The 17,190-nt window shown below is 70.7% G+C and carries 21 protein-coding genes; 1 reads left to right on the top strand and 20 read right to left on the bottom strand.

Annotation, left to right across the window (positions count from 1 at the left end):
• Positions 1-30: 30 nt before the first annotated feature.
• The 3 genes from pyrH to rpsB form a co-directional block, all read right to left on the bottom strand.
• Positions 31-789: a UMP kinase gene (gene pyrH, locus ACFV20_RS20265; RefSeq protein ID WP_234847494.1), complete on the bottom strand. Its 759-nt coding sequence runs from the start codon at positions 787-789 to the stop codon at positions 31-33.
• Between the two features lie 184 nt (positions 790-973).
• On the bottom strand, positions 974-1,810 hold the full coding sequence (tsf, locus tag ACFV20_RS20260; protein WP_385658387.1) for a translation elongation factor Ts: 837 nt from the start codon (positions 1,808-1,810) through the stop codon (positions 974-976).
• Between the two features lie 176 nt (positions 1,811-1,986).
• Positions 1,987-2,901, bottom strand: coding sequence for a 30S ribosomal protein S2 (rpsB, locus tag ACFV20_RS20255; RefSeq protein ID WP_385658386.1), 915 nt, complete (start codon positions 2,899-2,901; stop codon positions 1,987-1,989).
• Positions 2,902-3,175: 274 nt separating this feature from the next.
• Here rpsB and ACFV20_RS20250 point away from each other — a divergent pair, with 274 nt between their 5' ends.
• Positions 3,176-3,745, top strand: coding sequence for a murein hydrolase activator EnvC family protein (locus tag ACFV20_RS20250; protein WP_385658384.1), 570 nt, complete (start codon positions 3,176-3,178; stop codon positions 3,743-3,745).
• 281 nt (positions 3,746-4,026) lie between these two features.
• On the opposite strand, the gene ACFV20_RS20245 is transcribed toward ACFV20_RS20250, so the two are convergent.
• From ACFV20_RS20245 to ACFV20_RS20165, 17 genes are all read right to left on the bottom strand, one after another.
• Positions 4,027-4,584, bottom strand: a complete 558-nt coding sequence (locus ACFV20_RS20245; RefSeq protein ID WP_385658499.1) for a TetR/AcrR family transcriptional regulator — start codon at positions 4,582-4,584, stop codon at positions 4,027-4,029.
• A 106-nt stretch (positions 4,585-4,690) separates the two neighbouring features.
• Positions 4,691-5,533 (bottom strand): RNA polymerase sigma factor WhiG, encoded by an 843-nt coding sequence (gene whiG, locus ACFV20_RS20240; RefSeq protein ID WP_385658382.1) that lies wholly within the window; start codon positions 5,531-5,533, stop codon positions 4,691-4,693.
• A gap of 271 nt (positions 5,534-5,804) precedes the next feature.
• Complete coding sequence (gene dprA, locus ACFV20_RS20235; RefSeq protein ID WP_385658380.1) at positions 5,805-6,965, bottom strand: DNA-processing protein DprA; 1,161 nt, start codon at positions 6,963-6,965, stop codon at positions 5,805-5,807.
• A complete protein-coding gene (locus ACFV20_RS20230; RefSeq protein WP_385658378.1) occupies positions 6,962-8,587 on the bottom strand; it encodes a YifB family Mg chelatase-like AAA ATPase in 1,626 nt (541 codons plus the stop codon). The genes dprA and ACFV20_RS20230 overlap by 4 nt, the downstream gene beginning before the upstream one ends.
• On the bottom strand, positions 8,588-8,989 hold the full coding sequence (locus ACFV20_RS20225; RefSeq protein WP_385658376.1) for a YraN family protein: 402 nt from the start codon (positions 8,987-8,989) through the stop codon (positions 8,588-8,590).
• Between the two features lie 76 nt (positions 8,990-9,065).
• Positions 9,066-9,374, bottom strand: a complete 309-nt coding sequence (locus ACFV20_RS20220; RefSeq protein ID WP_003993268.1) for a DUF2469 domain-containing protein — start codon at positions 9,372-9,374, stop codon at positions 9,066-9,068.
• 56 nt (positions 9,375-9,430) lie between these two features.
• Complete coding sequence (locus ACFV20_RS20215) at positions 9,431-9,955, bottom strand: NUDIX hydrolase (protein ID WP_385658374.1); 525 nt, start codon at positions 9,953-9,955, stop codon at positions 9,431-9,433.
• Positions 9,945-10,724: a signal peptidase I gene (gene lepB, locus ACFV20_RS20210; RefSeq protein ID WP_385658372.1), complete on the bottom strand. Its 780-nt coding sequence runs from the start codon at positions 10,722-10,724 to the stop codon at positions 9,945-9,947. Before lepB (ACFV20_RS20210) ends, ACFV20_RS20215 begins: the two co-directional genes overlap by 11 nt.
• Before the next feature lie 51 nt (positions 10,725-10,775).
• Positions 10,776-11,738 (bottom strand): signal peptidase I, encoded by a 963-nt coding sequence (gene lepB, locus ACFV20_RS20205; RefSeq protein ID WP_385658371.1) that lies wholly within the window; start codon positions 11,736-11,738, stop codon positions 10,776-10,778.
• Positions 11,626-12,720: a signal peptidase I gene (lepB, locus tag ACFV20_RS20200; protein ID WP_385658369.1), complete on the bottom strand. Its 1,095-nt coding sequence runs from the start codon at positions 12,718-12,720 to the stop codon at positions 11,626-11,628. Before lepB (ACFV20_RS20200) ends, lepB (ACFV20_RS20205) begins: the two co-directional genes overlap by 113 nt.
• Entirely contained in the window at positions 12,713-13,435 is a 723-nt protein-coding gene (gene lepB, locus ACFV20_RS20195) for a signal peptidase I (protein WP_385658367.1), read from the bottom strand. Before lepB (ACFV20_RS20195) ends, lepB (ACFV20_RS20200) begins: the two co-directional genes overlap by 8 nt.
• Positions 13,436-13,480: 45 nt before the next feature.
• The gene (rplS, locus tag ACFV20_RS20190) at positions 13,481-13,831 is read right to left on the bottom strand and encodes a 50S ribosomal protein L19 (RefSeq protein ID WP_053668736.1); all 351 of its coding nucleotides are present in this window, start codon (positions 13,829-13,831) and stop codon (positions 13,481-13,483) included.
• A 136-nt stretch (positions 13,832-13,967) separates the two neighbouring features.
• Positions 13,968-14,801, bottom strand: coding sequence for a tRNA (guanosine(37)-N1)-methyltransferase TrmD (gene trmD, locus ACFV20_RS20185; protein WP_385658364.1), 834 nt, complete (start codon positions 14,799-14,801; stop codon positions 13,968-13,970).
• Complete coding sequence (rimM, locus tag ACFV20_RS20180; protein WP_385658363.1) at positions 14,801-15,361, bottom strand: ribosome maturation factor RimM; 561 nt, start codon at positions 15,359-15,361, stop codon at positions 14,801-14,803. Before rimM ends, trmD begins: the two co-directional genes overlap by 1 nt.
• A gap of 81 nt (positions 15,362-15,442) precedes the next feature.
• Positions 15,443-15,682: an RNA-binding protein gene (locus tag ACFV20_RS20175; protein WP_003973401.1), complete on the bottom strand. Its 240-nt coding sequence runs from the start codon at positions 15,680-15,682 to the stop codon at positions 15,443-15,445.
• A gap of 2 nt (positions 15,683-15,684) precedes the next feature.
• Positions 15,685-16,101 carry a 30S ribosomal protein S16 gene (gene rpsP, locus ACFV20_RS20170; protein ID WP_385658361.1) on the bottom strand — a complete coding sequence of 139 codons (417 nt, stop codon included), beginning with the start codon at positions 16,099-16,101 and terminating at the stop codon, positions 15,685-15,687.
• A gap of 292 nt (positions 16,102-16,393) precedes the next feature.
• Positions 16,394-16,996: a hypothetical protein gene (locus ACFV20_RS20165; protein WP_104781425.1), complete on the bottom strand. Its 603-nt coding sequence runs from the start codon at positions 16,994-16,996 to the stop codon at positions 16,394-16,396.
• Between the last annotated feature and the right edge of the window lie 194 nt (positions 16,997-17,190).

The following is a 17,190-nucleotide window of genomic DNA, read 5'->3' as shown; positions in this document are numbered from 1 at the left end:
CCGTCCCCCGGACGGGGTCGTTCTCGGGTCTCAGTCCCGGCTGCCGGGGTCCCCCACCAGCGTGCCGATCTTCTCACCCTTGACGGCGCGCCCGATGTTGCCCTCCGCCAGCAGCTCGAAGACCACGATCGGGAGCTTGTTGTCGCGGCACAGGGTCACGGCCGTGGCGTCGGCGACCTTCAGGTCGCGCGTGATCACCTCGCCGTAGCCGAGGTGGTCGAACTTCACCGCGTCGGGGTTGGTCTTGGGGTCGGAGTCGTAGACCCCGTCCACGCCGTTCTTGCCCATCAGCAGCGCCTCGGCGTCGATCTCCAGGGCGCGCTGCGCGGCGGTGGTGTCGGTGGAGAAGTACGGCATGCCCATACCGGCACCGAAGATGACCACGCGGCCCTTCTCCAGGTGCCGTACGGCGCGCAGCGGGATGTACGGCTCGGCGACCTGGCCCATGGTGATCGCGGTCTGCACGCGGCAGTCCACGCCCACCTTCTCCAGGAAGTCCTGGAGGGCGAGGCAGTTCATGACCGTGCCGAGCATGCCCATGTAGTCGGAGCGGGCCCGGTCCATGCCGCGCTGCTGGAGTTCGGCACCGCGGAAGAAGTTGCCGCCGCCGATGACGACCGCGATCTGGGCGCCGTCGCGCACGACGGCCGCGATCTCGCGGGCGATCTTGTGCACCACGTCGGGGTCGACGCCCAGGCCGCCGCCACCGGAGAAGGCCTCTCCGGACAGCTTCAGCAGAAACCGGCCGCTCACTTTGCCGTCGTCGCTCTTCTGGGCCTTGGTGGTCATGGGGGATCCCGCCTCTTTCACGTGTTGCACATACCAAGAAGGCCATTGCCGGTGGGGCGTGTTTCGCATCCCATACGGCAATGGCCTCCTCGTCAGATCTGCTGTCGTCCGCCACTGATGTGACGGCGTACGCGGACGACTGCTGTCGACCCTATCGGGGTCGGGCGTCGAGCGCGGTACGGACTCAGATGCCGACCTTGATGCGCGTGAAGCGCTTCAGGGTGACACCGGCCTCGTCCAGGATCTTCTGGACGGACTTCTTGTTGTCGAGCGCGTACGGCTGGCCGAGCAGCGTGGCGTCCTTGAAGAAGCCGTTGAGGCGACCCTCGACGATCTTCGGCAGGGCGGCCTCGGGCTTGCCCTCGGCGCGGGTGGTCTCCTCGGCGACGCGGCGCTCGGACTCGACGACCTCGGCCGGCACGTCCTCCTTGGAGAGGTACTTCGGCGCGAAGGCGGCGATGTGCTGGGCGACACCCTTGGCGATCTCCGCGTTCGGCTTGTCCAGCTCGACGAGGACACCGATCTGCGGGGGCAGGTCGGGCATCGTGCGGTGCATGTACGCCGTCACGTAGCCGTCGGCGAACTGCGCGAAGCGGTCCAGGACGATCTTCTCGCCCAGGTTGGCGTTGGCCTCGTCGACGAACGCCTGGACGGTCTTGCCGGGCTCGATCTCGGAGGCGAGCAGGGCCTCGAGGTCGGCCGGGGAGGTCTTGGCGACGTGCTCGGCGATCTGGTTGGCGACGGCCTGGAACTTCTCGCCCTTGGCGACGAAGTCCGTCTCGCACTTCAGCTCGACGATGACGCCGGAGGAGTTGTCGTCGGCGATGATCGAGACCACGGCGCCGTTCTCGGCGGAGCGGCCCTCGCGCTTGGCGACGCCCTTCTGGCCCTTGATGCGGAGCGCCTCGACGGCCTTCTCGACGTTGCCCTCGGCCTCGTCCAGCGCCTTCTTGCAGTCCATCATGCCGGCGCCCGTGAGCTCACGGAGCTTCTTGACGTCGGCGGCGGTGTAGTTCGCCATGAGTCTGTGAATCTCTCTCGAAGTCTGGAAGATCGAAGATCTGCGGATGCGCTCCATGGAGCAGGAGCGCGCTGTCCTTCCGCTGACCTACGGGTGAACGGCGGGAGCGGACTTCACCGCGCCGAGGGCGCAGGTGCAAGCAGTACCGCTCCCGCCGTCACCACGGGACTGACGGGTCAGGCCTGCTCGGCCTCGGCCGGCTTGTCGCCCTCGGCCGGCTTCTCGGCCTCGGCGGCGGGGGCCTCGGCGGCGGGAGCCTCGGCCGGAGCGGCCTCGGTGGCCGGAGCCTCGGCAGCGGGGGCGGCCTCGTCGGCCTTCTTCTCGCCCTCGAGCAGGTCGCGCTCCCACTCGGCCAGCGGCTCGCCCGCGGCCTTCTCGCCCTTGCCCTCGGTGGCGACACCGCTGCGGGCGATGAGGCCCTCGGCGACGGCGTCGGCGATGACGCGGGTGAGCAGGGTGACGGAGCGGATCGCGTCGTCGTTGCCCGGGATCTTGTAGTCGACCTCGTCGGGGTCGCAGTTGGTGTCGAGGATCGCGACGACCGGGATGTTCAGCTTCCGGGCCTCACCAACGGCGATGTGCTCCTTCTTGGTGTCCACGATCCAGACGGCGCTGGGCACCTTCTGCATCTCGCGGATACCGCCGAGGGTCTTCTCCAGCTTGGCCTTCTCGCGCGAGAGCACGAGAAGCTCCTTCTTGGTGAGACCGGACGCGGCGACGTCCTCGAAGTCGATCTGCTCGAGCTCCTTGAGGCGCTGCAGACGCTTGTAGACGGTCGAGAAGTTGGTGAGCATGCCGCCCAGCCAGCGCTGGTTGACGTAGGGCATGCCGACGCGGGTGGCCTGCTCGGCGATGGCCTCCTGCGCCTGCTTCTTCGTGCCGACGAACATGACCGTGCCGCCGTGGGCGACGGTCTCCTTGACGAACTCGTAGGCGCGGTCGATGTACGACAGCGACTGGAGCAGGTCGATGATGTAGATGCCGTTGCGCTCCGTGAAGATGAAGCGCTTCATCTTCGGGTTCCAACGACGGGTCTGGTGACCGAAGTGGACGCCGCTCTCCAGCAGCTCCCGCATCGTGACGACGGCCATGGCCGTATCTCCTTGAATTTCTCGGTTGTGCCGCGGATGCCGGACGGCTTCCGCGCCTGACGCCCACTGCGCGCCGTTCCACGAGGGACCGAGGGGCGCTGACACGGGCCCGTTACCGGGGTTCGTGTCGGGGCGTGCGAAGTCGACCCGACGGCTCGGGTCGCCACCAGAAGTGTACGGGACCCGCGGGGTGCCGGGTGACGCCGTTGTCCACAACCGGCGGATGATCCACAACCGGGGACTGCGCGGGGTCACACTCCGGGACGCTTTCCCCATGCGAGTGAACCGATGTGTCCGCGTCTGCACGCGTCTGATCCTGCTGCTGCTCCTGACCGCGTGGGTCCTCCTGGCGCCACCCCCGCGGCTGCTCGCCGCGGGCGCCCCGCTCGCCGACGACGCCGTGCCCGCGCTCGGCCGCGCGTGGCCCGTCGGCCTGCGCCCCCCGGTCCTGCGCGGCTGGGAGCCCCCGGCGACGGTCTACGGCCGCGGCCACCGGGGCGTGGACCTGGCCGCGGCTCCCGGAGCGCCGGTGCGGGCGGTGGCGGCCGGCACGGTCTCGTTCGCGGGACGAGTGGCCGGAAAGGGCGTGGTCACGGTGGAACTCACCGGCACCGGCGACCCGCCCCTGCGCACGACCTACGAACCGGTGACGGCGTCGGTGAAGAAGGGCGACGAGGTGGCACCGGGCGAGGTGATCGGCACGGTGGACGCCACCGGCTCGCACTGCACGGCTCCGTGCGTGCACTGGGGTCTGCGCCGCGGGGAGACCTACCTGAACCCGCTGTCGCTCCTGCCCCCGTGGCTGCTCGGCCGAGGCCCGTCCAGGCTGCTGCCGGTGTACTGACCGGACTGCGGGGCCCACCTCCGGCCCACGCCGCCGCCGGGCTGCGGACTACGCATGCGGGGCACGGGCGCCGGGCCGCAGACCACCCGTGCGGGGCAGGTGCGCCGGACCGCAGACCGCCCGTGCAGGGCCCCGCGCCGCAGACCACCCATGCGGGACATCCGCCCCGGGCCACAGACCGCCCACGCAGGACACCCGCACCGGACCACCGACCACCCACGCAGGACAGCCGCCCCAGACCGCAGATCACCCACGCAGGACACCCGCGCCCGTCCGTGCCCTCAGCCCCGCACACCCCGCAGCGCCATCCGCACGGCCGCGTCCGCGATGACCGCCGGTTCCTCCGCCGCCCCCAGCTCGATCCTCCGCACGGCCGCGTCCACGACGCCCTGCAGCAGCATCGCCGCCAGCCGGGGCTGCTCGTGCCCCAGCTCGCCCAGCGCATCGACGATCATCGCGACCAGCCCGCCGTGCGCCGCCCGGATCTTCTCCCGGGCCCCCGCGTCGAGTTCGCTCGCGGAGATCGCGACCACGGCCCGGTGCCGCCGGTCCCCGACCAGCTCCAGCTGCTGCCGCACATACGCCTCGACCCTGGCCTCGGCCGTCTCCGCCCGCTCCATCGCCGCCGACACGTCCGCCGCCCAGACCGGGAAGTCGACCTCGCACAACTCCTCGACCACGGCCGCCCGTGACCGGAAGTACTCGTAGACGGACGAACGCGCGAGGCCCGTGCGCTCGGCGAGGGCCGGGAAGGTCAGCGCCTCCGTACCGCCCTCGGACAACAAGGAACGAGCCGCGTCCAGCAGGGCGGCTCGCTGCATCGACCGGTGCTCGGCCACGGAGGCCGCTCGAATCCTTGGCACGTCAACACTGTACGGACGCGTCCCGCCGGACGGGAGTGGTTGCCACCGATCCGGACCGCCGATCCGGGTGCGTCCGGCCAGGTCAGCGGCCGAAGCCGGCCAGTTTCGCTCTGAGCTGCAGCACGGACTTGGTGTGGATCTGGCTGACCCGGCTCTCGGTCACCCCCAGCACGTTCCCGATCTCGGCCAGGGTGAGGCCCTCGTAGTAGTACAGCGTGACCACGGTCTTCTCCCGGTCGGGCAGCGTGTTGATCGCCCGTGCCAGGAACCTCCGCAGCTCCCGGTCCTCGGCGACCTCGACCGGATTGTCGGCGGCGGTGTCCTCCAGCGTGTCCATGACGCTGAGGCCGTCACCGCCGTCCCCGCTCCCGTGCAGCAGCTCTTCCAGGGCCACCACGTTGGCCAGCGACAACTGGCTGAACACCCCGTGCAGTTCCTCGACGGCGATGCCCATCTCGGAGGCGACCTCCCCCTCCGTCGGGGTCCGCCGCAGCCGCGCCTCCAGCGTGGCGTACGCACGCTCCACGTTGCGCGCCTTCTGCCGCACCGAGCGGGGGATCCAGTCCAGCGCCCGCAGCTCGTCGATCATCGCGCCGCGGATCCGGGTGATCGCGTAGGTCTCGAACTTGATCTCCCGGTCGAGGTCGAACTTCTCGATCGCGTCGATCAGCCCGAACACCCCGGACGAGACGAAGTCCGCCTGCTCCACGTTGGACGGCAGGCCCACGCTGACCCGTCCCGCCACGTACTTCACGAGCGGCGAGTAGTGCAGGATCAGTTGCTCCCGCAGCCGCTCGTCCCCCGTCGCCTTGTACGACCGCCACAGCTCGTCGAGCGTGGAGGGAGCGGGCGGTCGCACGCTGCCACCGTCACGGGCGGCTGGGGGGATCGCCGCCCGGTCGGACCCGGAGGTGTGCTGGGGCATTCGTCGCCTTGTGCCGTTCTGCTGCGGAGTGGTGCTGCCAGGGTGAGCTGTCTGTCTGATGTCGAGTTGCCTGTCCTTGTCGGGATCCTCGTGAGCGTAGCGTGACTGCGGTGTCGCGGTGCGCGAAGGACGGAGGCCGGGGCGGACGCAGATACGTTCCTCAGGACGTCCCGCCAGGGCGGACCGGTCGCTCACAGTGATCACCGGAGGCCTCAACTGGGCGCATTTCCAAGGGGTGTCGGGGTTCCCCCGGACGGCCGAACACACACCGTCAACACGGCCCGCGGGCATCGCGGACCGACATCACCGCCTGGCGTGTCAACTTCCAGCCGTCGCCGTGTCGTTCGACGTAACCGAGTGCTCGGAGTTCGTACAGTCTCGCGATCGCGTCGTCCTGTGCGGTCTGCGCGGCACGCGCGATCTCGTCCGGCCCGGCGGTGCCGCGTCCCGGCAGGGCGTCGAGGACCTGGCGGGCGGCCGGTTCCAGCAGGTCCCGGGGCAGGACGGGGCCTCTCCGGTCGGGGGCCAGCTCTCCGATGTCACCGACCAGTTCCACCACGTCCGCCACGTCCGTGACCAGGACGGCCTCCCCGCGCAGCAGATCGTGCACTCCGGCGGAGAGGGCGCTGGTGGCCGGGCCCGGCACGCCCATGGTGTGCCGACGGAGGCGCTGTGCGGCCCGCGCGGTGGCCAGGGAGCCGCTGCGGTGGGCCGCTTCCACGACCACAGTGCCGCGGGTGAGGGCGGCGATCACTCTGTTCCGCAGGATGAACCGGCTCGGTGTGGGGTGCTCGCCGGGCGGCAACTCCCCGATCACCAGGCCTTGTTCGGCGATCCTGCCGATCAGCTGGGTGTGGCCGCGGGGGTAGGGCCGGTCGACACCGCAGGCGAGGACGGCGACGGTGGCGCCGCCGGCTCCGAGGGCCCCGCGGTGGGCGGCGCCGTCGACTCCGTAGGCGCCGCCCGAGACCACGACCCAGCCCTGCTCGGCCAGGCCGGCGGCGAGGGTCGCGGCCATGTGGGCTCCGTACTCGGTGCAGGCCCGGGCGCCGACCACGGCGACCGACCTCAGCGCCCACATCCGCAGGCCGGGCCGCCCGCGCACCCACAGCCCCAGGGGCCGGGCGTCCCCGAGGTCGTCGAGCTGCGCCGGCCACTCCGCGTCCCCCGGTGCCACGAACCGCACACCGGCGTCCCGGGCTGCCGCCAGGTCCTGCCGGGGCCGGGCGGCTTCGGCCCTGGCCACCAGACCGGCCCACCGCTTCCCGCTCACCCCCGGCGGAGCGGCCCCGCCTTCCCGCAACCGCCGCACCACTCCCCCGACCCCGAACTCCCGCACCCACCGCCCACCGACCTCGTCCCCGGGCTCGATGACGCGGGTGAGCAGGATGCGGGCGAGCAGCGTCTCGTCGGGTTCGTCGAGGAGGCTCATGCCAGCGCCCCGATGGCCATCGGTACGCCGCGCGGGACACCGGTGCGCAGTTGCAGTGCGAGGGCGACGTCCGTGGCATCGGGCCGGTCGTGGCCGAGCAGGTCGGCGACAGTCCAGGCCACTCGCAGGACTCGGTCCAGGCCGCGGGCGGTGAGGACGCCCCGCTCCAGGTTGCGCTCGGCCTCGTCCATCGCACCGGGCAGGGCGTACCAGCGGCTGCGCAGCTCCCGGCCGGGCACTTCGCTGTTCGTGCACCACGGGGTTCCGTCCAGGCGCTCCGCGGCCCTTTCCCGGGCTGCTCGCACCCGGTCGGCGACCGTCGCGGTCGACTCGCCTCGGGCGCCGGAGGCGGTCAGCTCGGAGCGGGTGACCCGGTCCACCTCGACACGCAGATCGACCCGATCGAGCAGCGGGCCGGACAGCCTGGCCTGATAGCGGCGGATGGCCGAGGGTGGGCATTCGCACAGATCGTCCCGCAACGAGAACCGGCCACACGGGCAGGGGTTGGCTGCGAGCACCATGAGGAACTTCGCCGGAAAGCGCACGACCCCCGCACTGCGCGCGATCACCACATGCCCCGCCTCCAGTGGCTGGCGCAGCGCGTCCAGGGCCCGGCTGTTGAATTCCGGCGTCTCATCTAGGAAGAGCACTCCACGATGGGACAGCGAGACGGCCCCGGGCCGTGCGATGCCCGGGCCACCGCCGACGAGTGCCTGCATCGTGGCCGAGTGGTGGGGCGCGCAATAAGGCGCCACGTCGATCAGCGGCTTACCCGGGGGCAGCAAGCCCGCGACCGAATGGACCGCGGTGACCTCCAGGGACTCCTGGCGGCCGAGCCGGGGCAGGATGGCCGGAAGCCGCTCGGCGAGCATGGTCTTGCCGGCGCCGGGCGGCCCTTCGAGAAAGAGGTGGTGCCCACCCGCTGCGGCCACCTCCACGGCCGTACGCGCCGAGGTCTGCCCGACGACGTCCGCCAGGTCGTGACCGTGGTCGTGCTGGGTCGCCCCGGCGCTGTGCATGCCCGTGGCCGCGCCCGTGCCCGGCACCCGGAGACCGGCGAGGAGCGGGTCCGGGCGGCCCAGTTCGTCCTGTTCCTCGTCGGGCACGGGTTCGTCGGCCAGGACGGCGATCAGCTGCCGCAGGCTGCGCACGCCCAGCACCGAGACCCCGGGAACGAGGGACGCCTCGGCGGCGGCACACTCCGGCACCACCACCTGCTCATATCCCGCATCCGCCGCCGCCAGCACCGCAGGCAACACCCCCCGCACCGGCCGCACGCGTCCGTCCAGCCCCAGTTCGCCGATCATCACGATGTCGGCCAGCACCCTCGGGTCGATGCGTTCGGCCGCGCCGAGGACCGCCGCCGCGACGGCCAGGTCGAAGCCGCTGCCCGACTTCGGCACCGAGGCCGGGCTCAGGCCGACCGTGAGCTTCTTCTGGGGCCAGGCCGCGCCGGAGTTGACGACCGCGGCGCGCACCCGGTCCCGGCTCTCCGTGAGGCTCTTGTCGGGGAGCCCCACCAGCGTGAACGCGGCGACGCCCGGTTCGAGGTCGGCCTGGACCTCGACGACCACGCCTTCGACGCCCACCAGCGCCACCGAACACGTACGGGCGAATGCCATTCAGGCCACCCCCCGCACATGCTCGACCACAGCGGCTCCGCGCGCGGGCAGCAGGACGCCGATCAGGTCGATGCGGACGCCGCCGGGCGGGGCGCCCCCGTGGGTCTGGATCCACCGCTCGGCCAGGCCCCGCAGCCGCTCCGCCTTCCGCGGGGTCACGGCTGCCATCGGATGCTGGAAGGGGCCTTCCCGGCGGGTCTTCACCTCGCAGACCACCAGGACGTCCCCGTCCCTGGCCACGATGTCGATCTCGCCGGTCCGGCCGGAGCGCCAGTTGCGCTGCAGGACCGTCAGGCCGGCCTCCACCAGCCGCCGTGCGGCCAGACTCTCCCCGTACGTGCCCATGGCACTGCGTGCCCGATGTGCGGTCATGTCGGCACCACCTCCGGCGCCAACGATCACGCAGCCGCGACCATGAAGTGGATCTTGGTGGACGGCTCAGCGGCTGTGGACAACTCCGTCACCCACACGAGGAACCTCAGCCGCTCGGCAGCTCCAGGTCGCTCTTGTTCAGCTCCTCGATGTTCACGTCCTTGAACGTGAGGACCCGCACCTGCTTCACGAACCGCGCCGGCCGGTACATGTCCCAGACCCAGGCGTCGGCCATGGACACCTCGAAGAACACCTCACCCTGGACCGAGTGCACCTGCATCTCGTAGTCATTGGTGAGGTAGAAACGCCGCTCGGTCTCGATCACGTATTTGAACAGACCGACGACATCGCGGTACTCCCGGTAGAGCTTCAGCTCCATCTCGGTCTCGTACTTCTCGAGGTCCTCGGCGCTCATGGCATGTTCCCCTTCAGCCGTGCGATCCCCCCATTGTGCGCCAGTCCCGTGAGCCCCTAGACGATTTCCGGGTCAAGGATCACGGGCCTGGCCGGGGGACCTTCGTCGAGCAGCGTGCGCAGCAGCCCGGCGAGTCTGGTCGGATACACCGTCTCATGTGCCCGGCTCAGTTCCGGACACGTCCACCAGCGCGCTCCGGCGACACTGCGCCGTTCCAGTTCGGTCAGTGCGGTGGCGGCCACCGCCGTGCGGTCGGTACGGGCCAGGAAGTACCACTCGTCCTGGTCCCAGCGGCGGCCCGCGAACGGGAAGGAGCACCGGCGCCGCCAGAGCACCGGGCCGAGCTCGACCTCGGTGATGCCCGTCTCCTCGGCGAGTTCCCGCAGGGCGGCCTGTTCACGGGTCTCCTCGCCCTCCACGCCGCCCCCGGGGGTGAACCACCAGTCGTCGGCCGGGTCGTCCGGCTCGTGCCCGTGCAGCAGCAGGATGCGGTCCCGGGGGTCCAGCAGCACGACCCGGGCGACCCTGCGCAAGCCCCCCGTGTAGGTGTCCTGGCCCGCTCCCACGGCCTCAGCGGGCACCTGCGGGCTCCGCGTTCCCCCGTCGGGCCCGGGAGGCCCCCGCACGCTTGGCGACGGGCCCGTAGGCGCCTCCGCCCAGCACGAGCACGGCGCCGGCGATCACGAGGACGACGATCGTCCGCAGCGGTCCGGGGGAGGAGAGGGTGTTGAGCGGCTCGAAGCCGGTGGGGCGCTCCAGCATGCCCTTCATGGGCCACACGACGGAGTCGACGCGGGCGTCCACGGCGGAGCGCGCCACCGTGCCGCTGGCGGCGTCGGTGAGGTGGGCCGTGGAGTCCACCGAGTTGCCCCGCTCGTCGCCGAGCAGGAAGAGACGGCCCTTGGGGACGGTCACGGTCGGGAAATTGCTCATCTCGGCCGGTGTTCCCTTGGGCAGGTACGTTTCGTCGATCTCCTTGCCGTTGACCTTGAGCTTGCCGTCCTGGCAGCAGGAGACCGTGTCACCGCCGACGGCGACCACGCGCTTGACCATCGGGGCGTTGGCCCAGGTCGCGTCCTTGAAGACGACGACGTCACCGCGGCGCACCTCGTCGCCGTCGACCCGCTGCGCCAGGATCCGGTCGCCCGCGTCGATCGTCGGTGTCATCGAGCTGGTGGGCACGGTGTACGGCCGGTAGACCACCGCTCCCCAGGCGAAACCGCCGAGAAACAGCACGAGGCCCAGTGCGACGGCCAGCCCGGACAGTCGCTGTCCGGTCCGGCTGCCCACCGGGCCCGTGCCCCGGCCACCGCTGCGCGGGGCCGTGTGCGTCATGCTCTCGCCACCCATGGGTCCGCACCCTACCCGGGGGTACCGGCCGGGGTCAGCCCATGGCCGGGATCACGGCTTCCGGCGACGCCAGAGCACCACCGGCACCACCCCGAGGAGCGCGAGCCCCTGCGGCGCGACCGTCAGACCGGCTGCGGCCGGCTGGGCGTTCAGCCCGGGCTGGTCGAAGGTGTCCGGGACCGGCAGGGTCGCCCAGCGGTTGACCGGCCACGCGACGACGACGGCGCGTCCGACGACGTCCTTCACCGGGACCATGCCGTGATGCTTGTCGGCCTGCTGGTAGCGGGAGTCCCGCGAGTTCTGCCGGTGGTCGCCCATGACCCAGACGTAGCCCTCGGGCACCTTCACCTTGAACTGGCCGCCCTGGTCGTCGACGCTGCACGGCGTGTTGCCGGCGTAGACGTGGTCCTGCTCGTTCAGCGCCTTGCCGTTGACCGTGAGCGGGCCGGTGTTCTTGCACTCGATCGTGTCGCCGCCGACGCCGATGACGCGCTTGATGAGGTCCTTCTCCTCCGCGGACGGCATGAGGCCGATCCAGCTGAGGAAGGTCTGCAGCGCGTTCGGGTCCGTGGTCGGCTCGCCCGCCAGCCAGTTGTCCGGGTCGTGGAAGACGATGACCTCGCCGCGCTCGGGCTCGGAGCCGAACCAGGGCGTCAGTTTGTCGACCAGGACGCGGTCACCCTGCTGCAGGGTGTTCTGCATCGAGTCGGAGGGGATCGAGAACGCCTGCACCAGGAAGGTCTTGATCAGCAGCGCCAGCACCAGCGCGATACCGATCAGGATGGGCAGCTCCTTCCAGAAGGAGCGCGGCTTCTTCGGTGTCCTCGCCGTACCGCCCGGTCCCCGGCCCTCGGCCGTCGTCTGCTCGCCCGTCACCCTGCCGTCCTCGGCTGTCCCGGAGTCACTCCCGGAGGTCACGGCGCTGTCCGCGGCCGGGACGGCGGATTCCGCGGGGCGTCCGCGGTGCTCCTCGCCGTCGTGTCCGGACCGTGCGCCAACCGCCACATCCCCCACGCCAACTCCTCACTCTGTGCCGCTGCCTGCCCCATACGCGGCGCAGGCCCACCACTCCCATAACGAGCGGGAGTTCCGCAGGAGTCGGGAGCTGGATCGTTCCGTTCGAATCGTAGGAGGCAACCCTATGCGACAGTTCGGGAGCCGCGGTCGACCCGGTGGCCGAGTCGGACACGGAGGCGTAGGTATTCGGCTCCTCCAGCATGTTCCAGTGGCCGAAGGGCCAGGCGATGACCATGGCGCGGCCCACCACCTCGTCCTCGGAGACCGTGCCCCCGTAGTCGGTGTCCTGGTGGGCGCGGGAGTCCGCGGAGTTGTTGCGGTGGTCGCCCATCACCCACAGCCGCCCCTGGGGGACCGTGATGTCGAAGGGCGTGTCGGAGGGGGCGGCACCGGGGTAGAGGTAGTCCTCCTGCAGCGGGACGTCGTTGACGGTCACCCGCCCCTGTGGGTCGCAGCACTTGACGTGGTCGCCGCCGACGCCGACGACCCGCTTGATCAGGTCCTTCTCGTTCTCGGACGGCAGCAGGCCGATGAAGGTGAGCCCTTCCTTGACCTGCTTGACGACGACGGGGTCGGACTTCTGCGTGGTGGGCTGCTCGTCCTGGAGCCAGCCGCCGGGGTCCTTGAAGACGACGACGTCACCGCGCTGCGGCTTCGAGCCGAACCAGGGGGTGAGCTTGTCGACCAGGACGCGGTCGCCGATCTGGATCGTCTGTTCCATGGAGCCGGACGGGATGACGAACGCCTGGACGAGGAACGTCTTGAGCACGAGCGCTATCAGGACGGCCACGCCCACGAGGAGCGGTATCTCCTTGACGGCGCCGCGCCTGCGCCGCCGTTTGACCTTGCGCTGGAGCTTGCGGCGCTCGGCGCGCGTACGGCCGCCGCCGGACGGGCCGGCGGCGCGCCGGGCTCCGGTGGGCAGCAGATTCTCCGCGGGGCCCGCAGGGACGCCGCGCGGTTTGCCGCGGTTACCCATGGGCGCCCGCCTTGCCGGCGTCGGGCACGCGCGCGTAGGCGCCGGGCCGCGGGAGCCGGGTGGCGTGGGCGAAGGGCCAGACGATCCCGTCGGCGCGGCCGATCACGTCGCCGACGGGGATCATGCCGCCGCCCGGCGAGCCCAGGTGGTCGCGGGAGTCGCTGGAGTCGCTGCGGTGGTCTCCGAGGACGAACAGGGTTCCGTCGGGCACGACGACGTCGAAGGGCACCTCGGACGGACTGTCGCCGGGATGCAGGAAGCCCGATTCGTCGACCGGCCGGCCGTTCACCTGGATGCTCCCCTCCCTGTCGCAGCAGACCACGCGGTCTCCCCCCACACCGACAACGCGCTTGATGTAGTCCGCGTGCCCGAAGTACCCGGTTCCGTCGAACACGACGATGTCTCCCCGCTGCGGCACGGCACCGAAACGGTACGCCAACTTATTTACGAGAACCCGGTCCCCGATCCTCAATCCGGGTTCCATGGATCCGCTGGGGATCTGGAAGGGCCGCAGTACGAAGGTGCTGAGCGACAGCAGGAACAGCAGGCAGAGCAGCAGGGTGAGGGTGATCCGGCCGCCCGGGACCCAGGAGCCGGCCCGCGCCGCCAACGCGAAACGCGACCGGTCCTCCGGTCCCGCGGGATCCGAGGTCGTCTCGGAGCCGGTGGGCCGGGAGGAGCGGTCGCGTTGCGTCGGCTGTGCTTCGGTGTCCATCGGAGCCAGATGCTATCCGGCCCCGGGATGAACTCCTCAGAGCGCTCAGCTCTCGCGCTTCTCCTTGATCTTCGCGGCCTTGCCGCGCAGCTCGCGCAGGTAGTACAGCTTGGCGCGGCGGACGTCACCCTTGGTGACGAGCTCGATCTTCTCCACGATCGGGGTGTGCACCGGGAAGGTGCGCTCGACGCCGACGGAGAAGGAGACCTTGCGGACCGTGAAGGTCTCGCGCACGCCGGCACCCTGGCGGCGGATCACGACGCCCTTGAACTGCTGCACACGGGAGCGGTTGCCCTCGATGACGCGGACGTGCACGTTGACGGTGTCGCCCGGGCGGAAGGCGGGGACGTCGCTGCGCAGCGACGCGGAGTCGACGGTGTCGAGCAGGTGAGACATTTCGTCTGCTTTCCTCGCTGATGCCACAGGTCATCAACGGAAACTAGGTGTTTCGGGATCAGGTGTGTGCGGGTCGGGGCGGACGTCGTCTCCCCCTGTGGCAGGGGCGCACGCCGGACGGACGCACAACAGCTGGCTATTCTTCCACGCCGTCGGTCCTGCGCCAAAATCGGCCGTACGGCTCCCCCGCCGGGTCAGGTGCCCAGCCCAGGATGGAGAGCATCTCGCGGTCCTTCTTGTCGAAGGCCTTGGGGTCGCACCGCTCGATGAGGTCGGGCCGGTGGGCGGTGGTGCGCTTGAGGGCCTCGTCGCGGCGCCAACGGGCGATCCTGCCGTGGTGGCCGCTGAGGAGCACGTCGGGGATGTCCCGGCCGCGCCACTCGGGAGGCTTGGTGTAGACGGGCCCTTCGAGCAGGTTCGCCATGGCGCCGGGCGCGAAGGAGTCGTCCCGGTGGGACTCGGCGTTGCCCAGGACGCCGGGCAGCAGCCGGGCCACGGCCTCCGTGACGACGAGGACGGCCGCCTCGCCGCCGGCCAGGACGTAGTCGCCGATGGAGACCTCGTACACCGGCATCCGCGTGGCGTACTCGTCGACGACGCGGCGGTCGATGCCCTCGTAGCGGGCCGGGGTGAAGATCAGCCAGGGGCGCTCGGAGAGCTGGACGGCGAGTTCCTGGGTGAAGGGCCGGCCGCTGGGCGTGGGCACGATGAGGGCGGGCGCCCGGGAGCCCGTCTCGTAGCCGTCGGCCAGGACGGAGTCCAGTGCGTCCCCCCACGGCTCGGTCTTCATGACCATGCCGGGGCCGCCGCCGTAGGGGGTGTCGTCGACCGTGTTGTGACGGTCGTAGGTCCAGGAACGCAGGTCGTGGACGTGCACGTTCAGCTGCCCGCGCGCGCGGGCCTTGCCGACGAGGGAGACGTTCAGCGGTTCCAGGTACTCGGGGAAGATCGTGACGACGTCGAGGCGCATCACGACTCGTCCCGGCCGGAGGAGTCGTCCCGGCTGGAGGCGATCTCGGCGCGGTCGTCGATCAGACCCGGCGGCGGGGTGATGACGGCCTTCTGCTCCTCCAGGTCGATCTCGGTGACGATCTCCTCGACGAAGGGGATCATCACCTCGCTGCCGTCGGGCCGCTCCACGATGAACAGGTCCTGGGTGGGCAGGTGCGAGATCTCCGTGATGCGGCCGACCTCGGTGCCGTCCGCGGTGACCACGTCGAGGTCCATGAGCTGGTGGTCGTAGTACTCGTCCTCGCCCTCGGGCAGTTCCTCCGGGTCGATCTCGGCGATCAGGAGGGTGTTGCGCAGGGCCTCGGCGCCGGTGCGGTCGCTGACGCCCTCGAAGCGCAGCAGGAGACGGCCGCTGTGGACGCGGCCCGTCTCGATGGTGAGCGGTCCCGCGGAAGCGGGATCGGTGGTGAGTACGGCACCGGGGCCGAGCCTGAGCTCCGGCTCGTCGGTCCGCACCTCGACGGTGACCTCACCCTTGATGCCATGGGCACGGCCGATCCGTGCGACTACCAGCTGCACGTGTCCATTCTCCTGTCATACGACTGCGGGCCGGGGACGGCCCAGTGGCCCTCCCCGGCCCGAGCCGGTGCTGCGAAAGCGTCAGCGGACGTGGTCCACGTCGACGAGGTCGACGCGAACACCGCGACCGCCGATGGCGCCCACGACGGTACGCAGGGCGCGTGCGGTGCGGCCGTTGCGGCCGATCACCTTGCCGAGGTCGTCCGGGTGGACCCGGACCTCGAGCACGCGGCCGCGACGCAGGTTGCGCGAGGCGACCTGCACATCGTCGGGGTTGTCGACGATGCCCTTCACGAGGTGCTCGAGAGCCTCCTCGAGCATGCTCAGGCCTCGGTCGAAGCGGACTCGGCGGCCTCGTCCTTCTTCTCAGCCTTCTTCTTCTGGGTGATCGCCTCACCCTTGCCCTCGTCGTCGCCACCGATGGCCTCGAACGACGGACGCGCGGCCTTCTCGGGCTGCGTCAGCAGCGGAGCCGGGGCGGGCTCGCCCTTGTACTTCTGCCAGTCGCCGGTCTTCTTGAGGATGGCGAGCACGGGCTCGGTCGGCTGCGCGCCGACACCCAGCCAGTACGCGACGCGGTCCGCGTCGACCTCGATGACCGACGGGTTGTACGTCGGGTGGTACTTGCCGATCTCCTCGATCGCACGACCGTCACGACGGGTACGGGAGTCGGCGACGACGATGCGGTAGTGAGGCGAACGGATCTTGCCCAGACGCTTCAGCTTGATCTTGACTGCCACGGGAGTGGATTCTCCTGGATTTGACGTGGTTGGGCACGGCGAGAATGCCGCGTGGGGTTGCGGTACCCGAGTGCCCGATGGACGCGTCAGCCGGAGGAGAGAGGGGTCCTGTGCGACTGTCGAGTACAGCTAGCCATTGTGCCACACCCGGCGGGTCGCTCCGGGCCGGGGGCCCGATCCGGTGTGCGGGCACGCCGATGGCGCACCCGGCGTGAGAGGTGAGCACGCCGGGTGCGCCAGGGGCCCGAGCTCCGCTCCGGGACCGGCAGCCACGAGATGCCGGTGCCGGGCGTCAGCTCGCGACCGCTCCCACGATGTCCGGGATCCGGAACGGCTTGCCGCAGCCGCCGCAGACGATCGGGGCCTGGGCGAGTACGGACGGGACGACCCGGACGTTGCGGCCGCAGTCGCAGACCGCCTTGACGCGGACACCGCCGCCCGAGGAGCCGTGCCGGGCGGCCGGTCCCCGGAAGGTGCGGGAGGTGTCGGAGGAGGTCGCGGCGGTGTGGGCCTTCAGAGCGCGCTGGAGCCGCTCCATCGTCGGGCGGTAGCGCCGCTTCGCCTCGGGGGTGAGCGTGACCAGGGAGAAACCGCTGCTGGGATGCGGTTCCTCGGGGTGGTCCAGGCCCAGCTCCTCGGCGATCGCGAGGAATCGGCGGTTGTGGTAGCGGCCGGCACGGGAGGTGTCGCGGACCCCGCGTGACGCGGCGATGCCATGGACTGCCTCATGGAGCAGTCGCTCGAAGGAGAGTTCGTGACCGCACGCGGACGACGACTCCCCGATCAGGGACTCTGGCGCGGCAAGGTCGGGCAACTCGGGGTGGTACCGCTGAATATCGGCCCACGCCTGTGCCAGCTCTGCGGCGAGAACAGGTGGTGTCTGTGTCGTGCTCACGTAATGACAACGAGCCGGGGTGCCGCAGTGTTCCGATTCCGGGCCATCCCAAATAATTTGCACGTACCCGTCAGTTTCCTCTGATGCGTCCCGAGGAGGGCGGGTGCGCCGATCTGTGGAGAAGCCTCACAGCTCACCACAAGGTGGTGCGTACTCCCGCGTACGCCCCGGGGCGTAGAACACGTCCGCGCGCC

It is taken from the genome of Streptomyces sp. NPDC059696 (genome assembly GCF_042733745.1).
In the GTDB taxonomy this organism is placed as follows: domain Bacteria; phylum Actinomycetota; class Actinomycetes; order Streptomycetales; family Streptomycetaceae; genus Streptomyces.
Note: the sequence above shows the minus strand (reverse complement) of the source record. Positions and strands in the feature narration are given on the sequence as shown.

What these genes read in the sequence shown, in the direction of transcription:
- pyrH (WP_234847494.1), bottom strand. Translation starts at nt 789, where the DNA reads ATGACCACCAAGGCCCAGAAGAGCGACGACGGCAAAGTGAGCGGCCGG.
- tsf (WP_385658387.1), bottom strand. Translation starts at nt 1,810, where the DNA reads ATGGCGAACTACACCGCCGCCGACGTCAAGAAGCTCCGTGAGCTCACG.
- rpsB (WP_385658386.1), bottom strand. Translation starts at nt 2,901, where the DNA reads ATGGCCGTCGTCACGATGCGGGAGCTGCTGGAGAGCGGCGTCCACTTC.
- ACFV20_RS20250 (WP_385658384.1), top strand. Translation starts at nt 3,176, where the DNA reads ATGCGAGTGAACCGATGTGTCCGCGTCTGCACGCGTCTGATCCTGCTG.
- whiG (WP_385658382.1), bottom strand. Translation starts at nt 5,533, where the DNA reads ATGCCCCAGCACACCTCCGGGTCCGACCGGGCGGCGATCCCCCCAGCC.
- dprA (WP_385658380.1), bottom strand. Translation starts at nt 6,965, where the DNA reads ATGAGCCTCCTCGACGAACCCGACGAGACGCTGCTCGCCCGCATCCTG.
- ACFV20_RS20230 (WP_385658378.1), bottom strand. Translation starts at nt 8,587, where the DNA reads ATGGCATTCGCCCGTACGTGTTCGGTGGCGCTGGTGGGCGTCGAAGGC.
- ACFV20_RS20220 (WP_003993268.1), bottom strand. Translation starts at nt 9,374, where the DNA reads ATGAGCGCCGAGGACCTCGAGAAGTACGAGACCGAGATGGAGCTGAAG.
- lepB (WP_385658372.1), bottom strand. Translation starts at nt 10,724, where the DNA reads ATGGGTGGCGAGAGCATGACGCACACGGCCCCGCGCAGCGGTGGCCGG.
- lepB (WP_385658369.1), bottom strand. Translation starts at nt 12,720, where the DNA reads ATGGGTAACCGCGGCAAACCGCGCGGCGTCCCTGCGGGCCCCGCGGAG.
- lepB (WP_385658367.1), bottom strand. Translation starts at nt 13,435, where the DNA reads ATGGACACCGAAGCACAGCCGACGCAACGCGACCGCTCCTCCCGGCCC.
- rplS (WP_053668736.1), bottom strand. Translation starts at nt 13,831, where the DNA reads ATGTCTCACCTGCTCGACACCGTCGACTCCGCGTCGCTGCGCAGCGAC.
- trmD (WP_385658364.1), bottom strand. Translation starts at nt 14,801, where the DNA reads ATGCGCCTCGACGTCGTCACGATCTTCCCCGAGTACCTGGAACCGCTG.
- ACFV20_RS20175 (WP_003973401.1), bottom strand. Translation starts at nt 15,682, where the DNA reads ATGCTCGAGGAGGCTCTCGAGCACCTCGTGAAGGGCATCGTCGACAAC.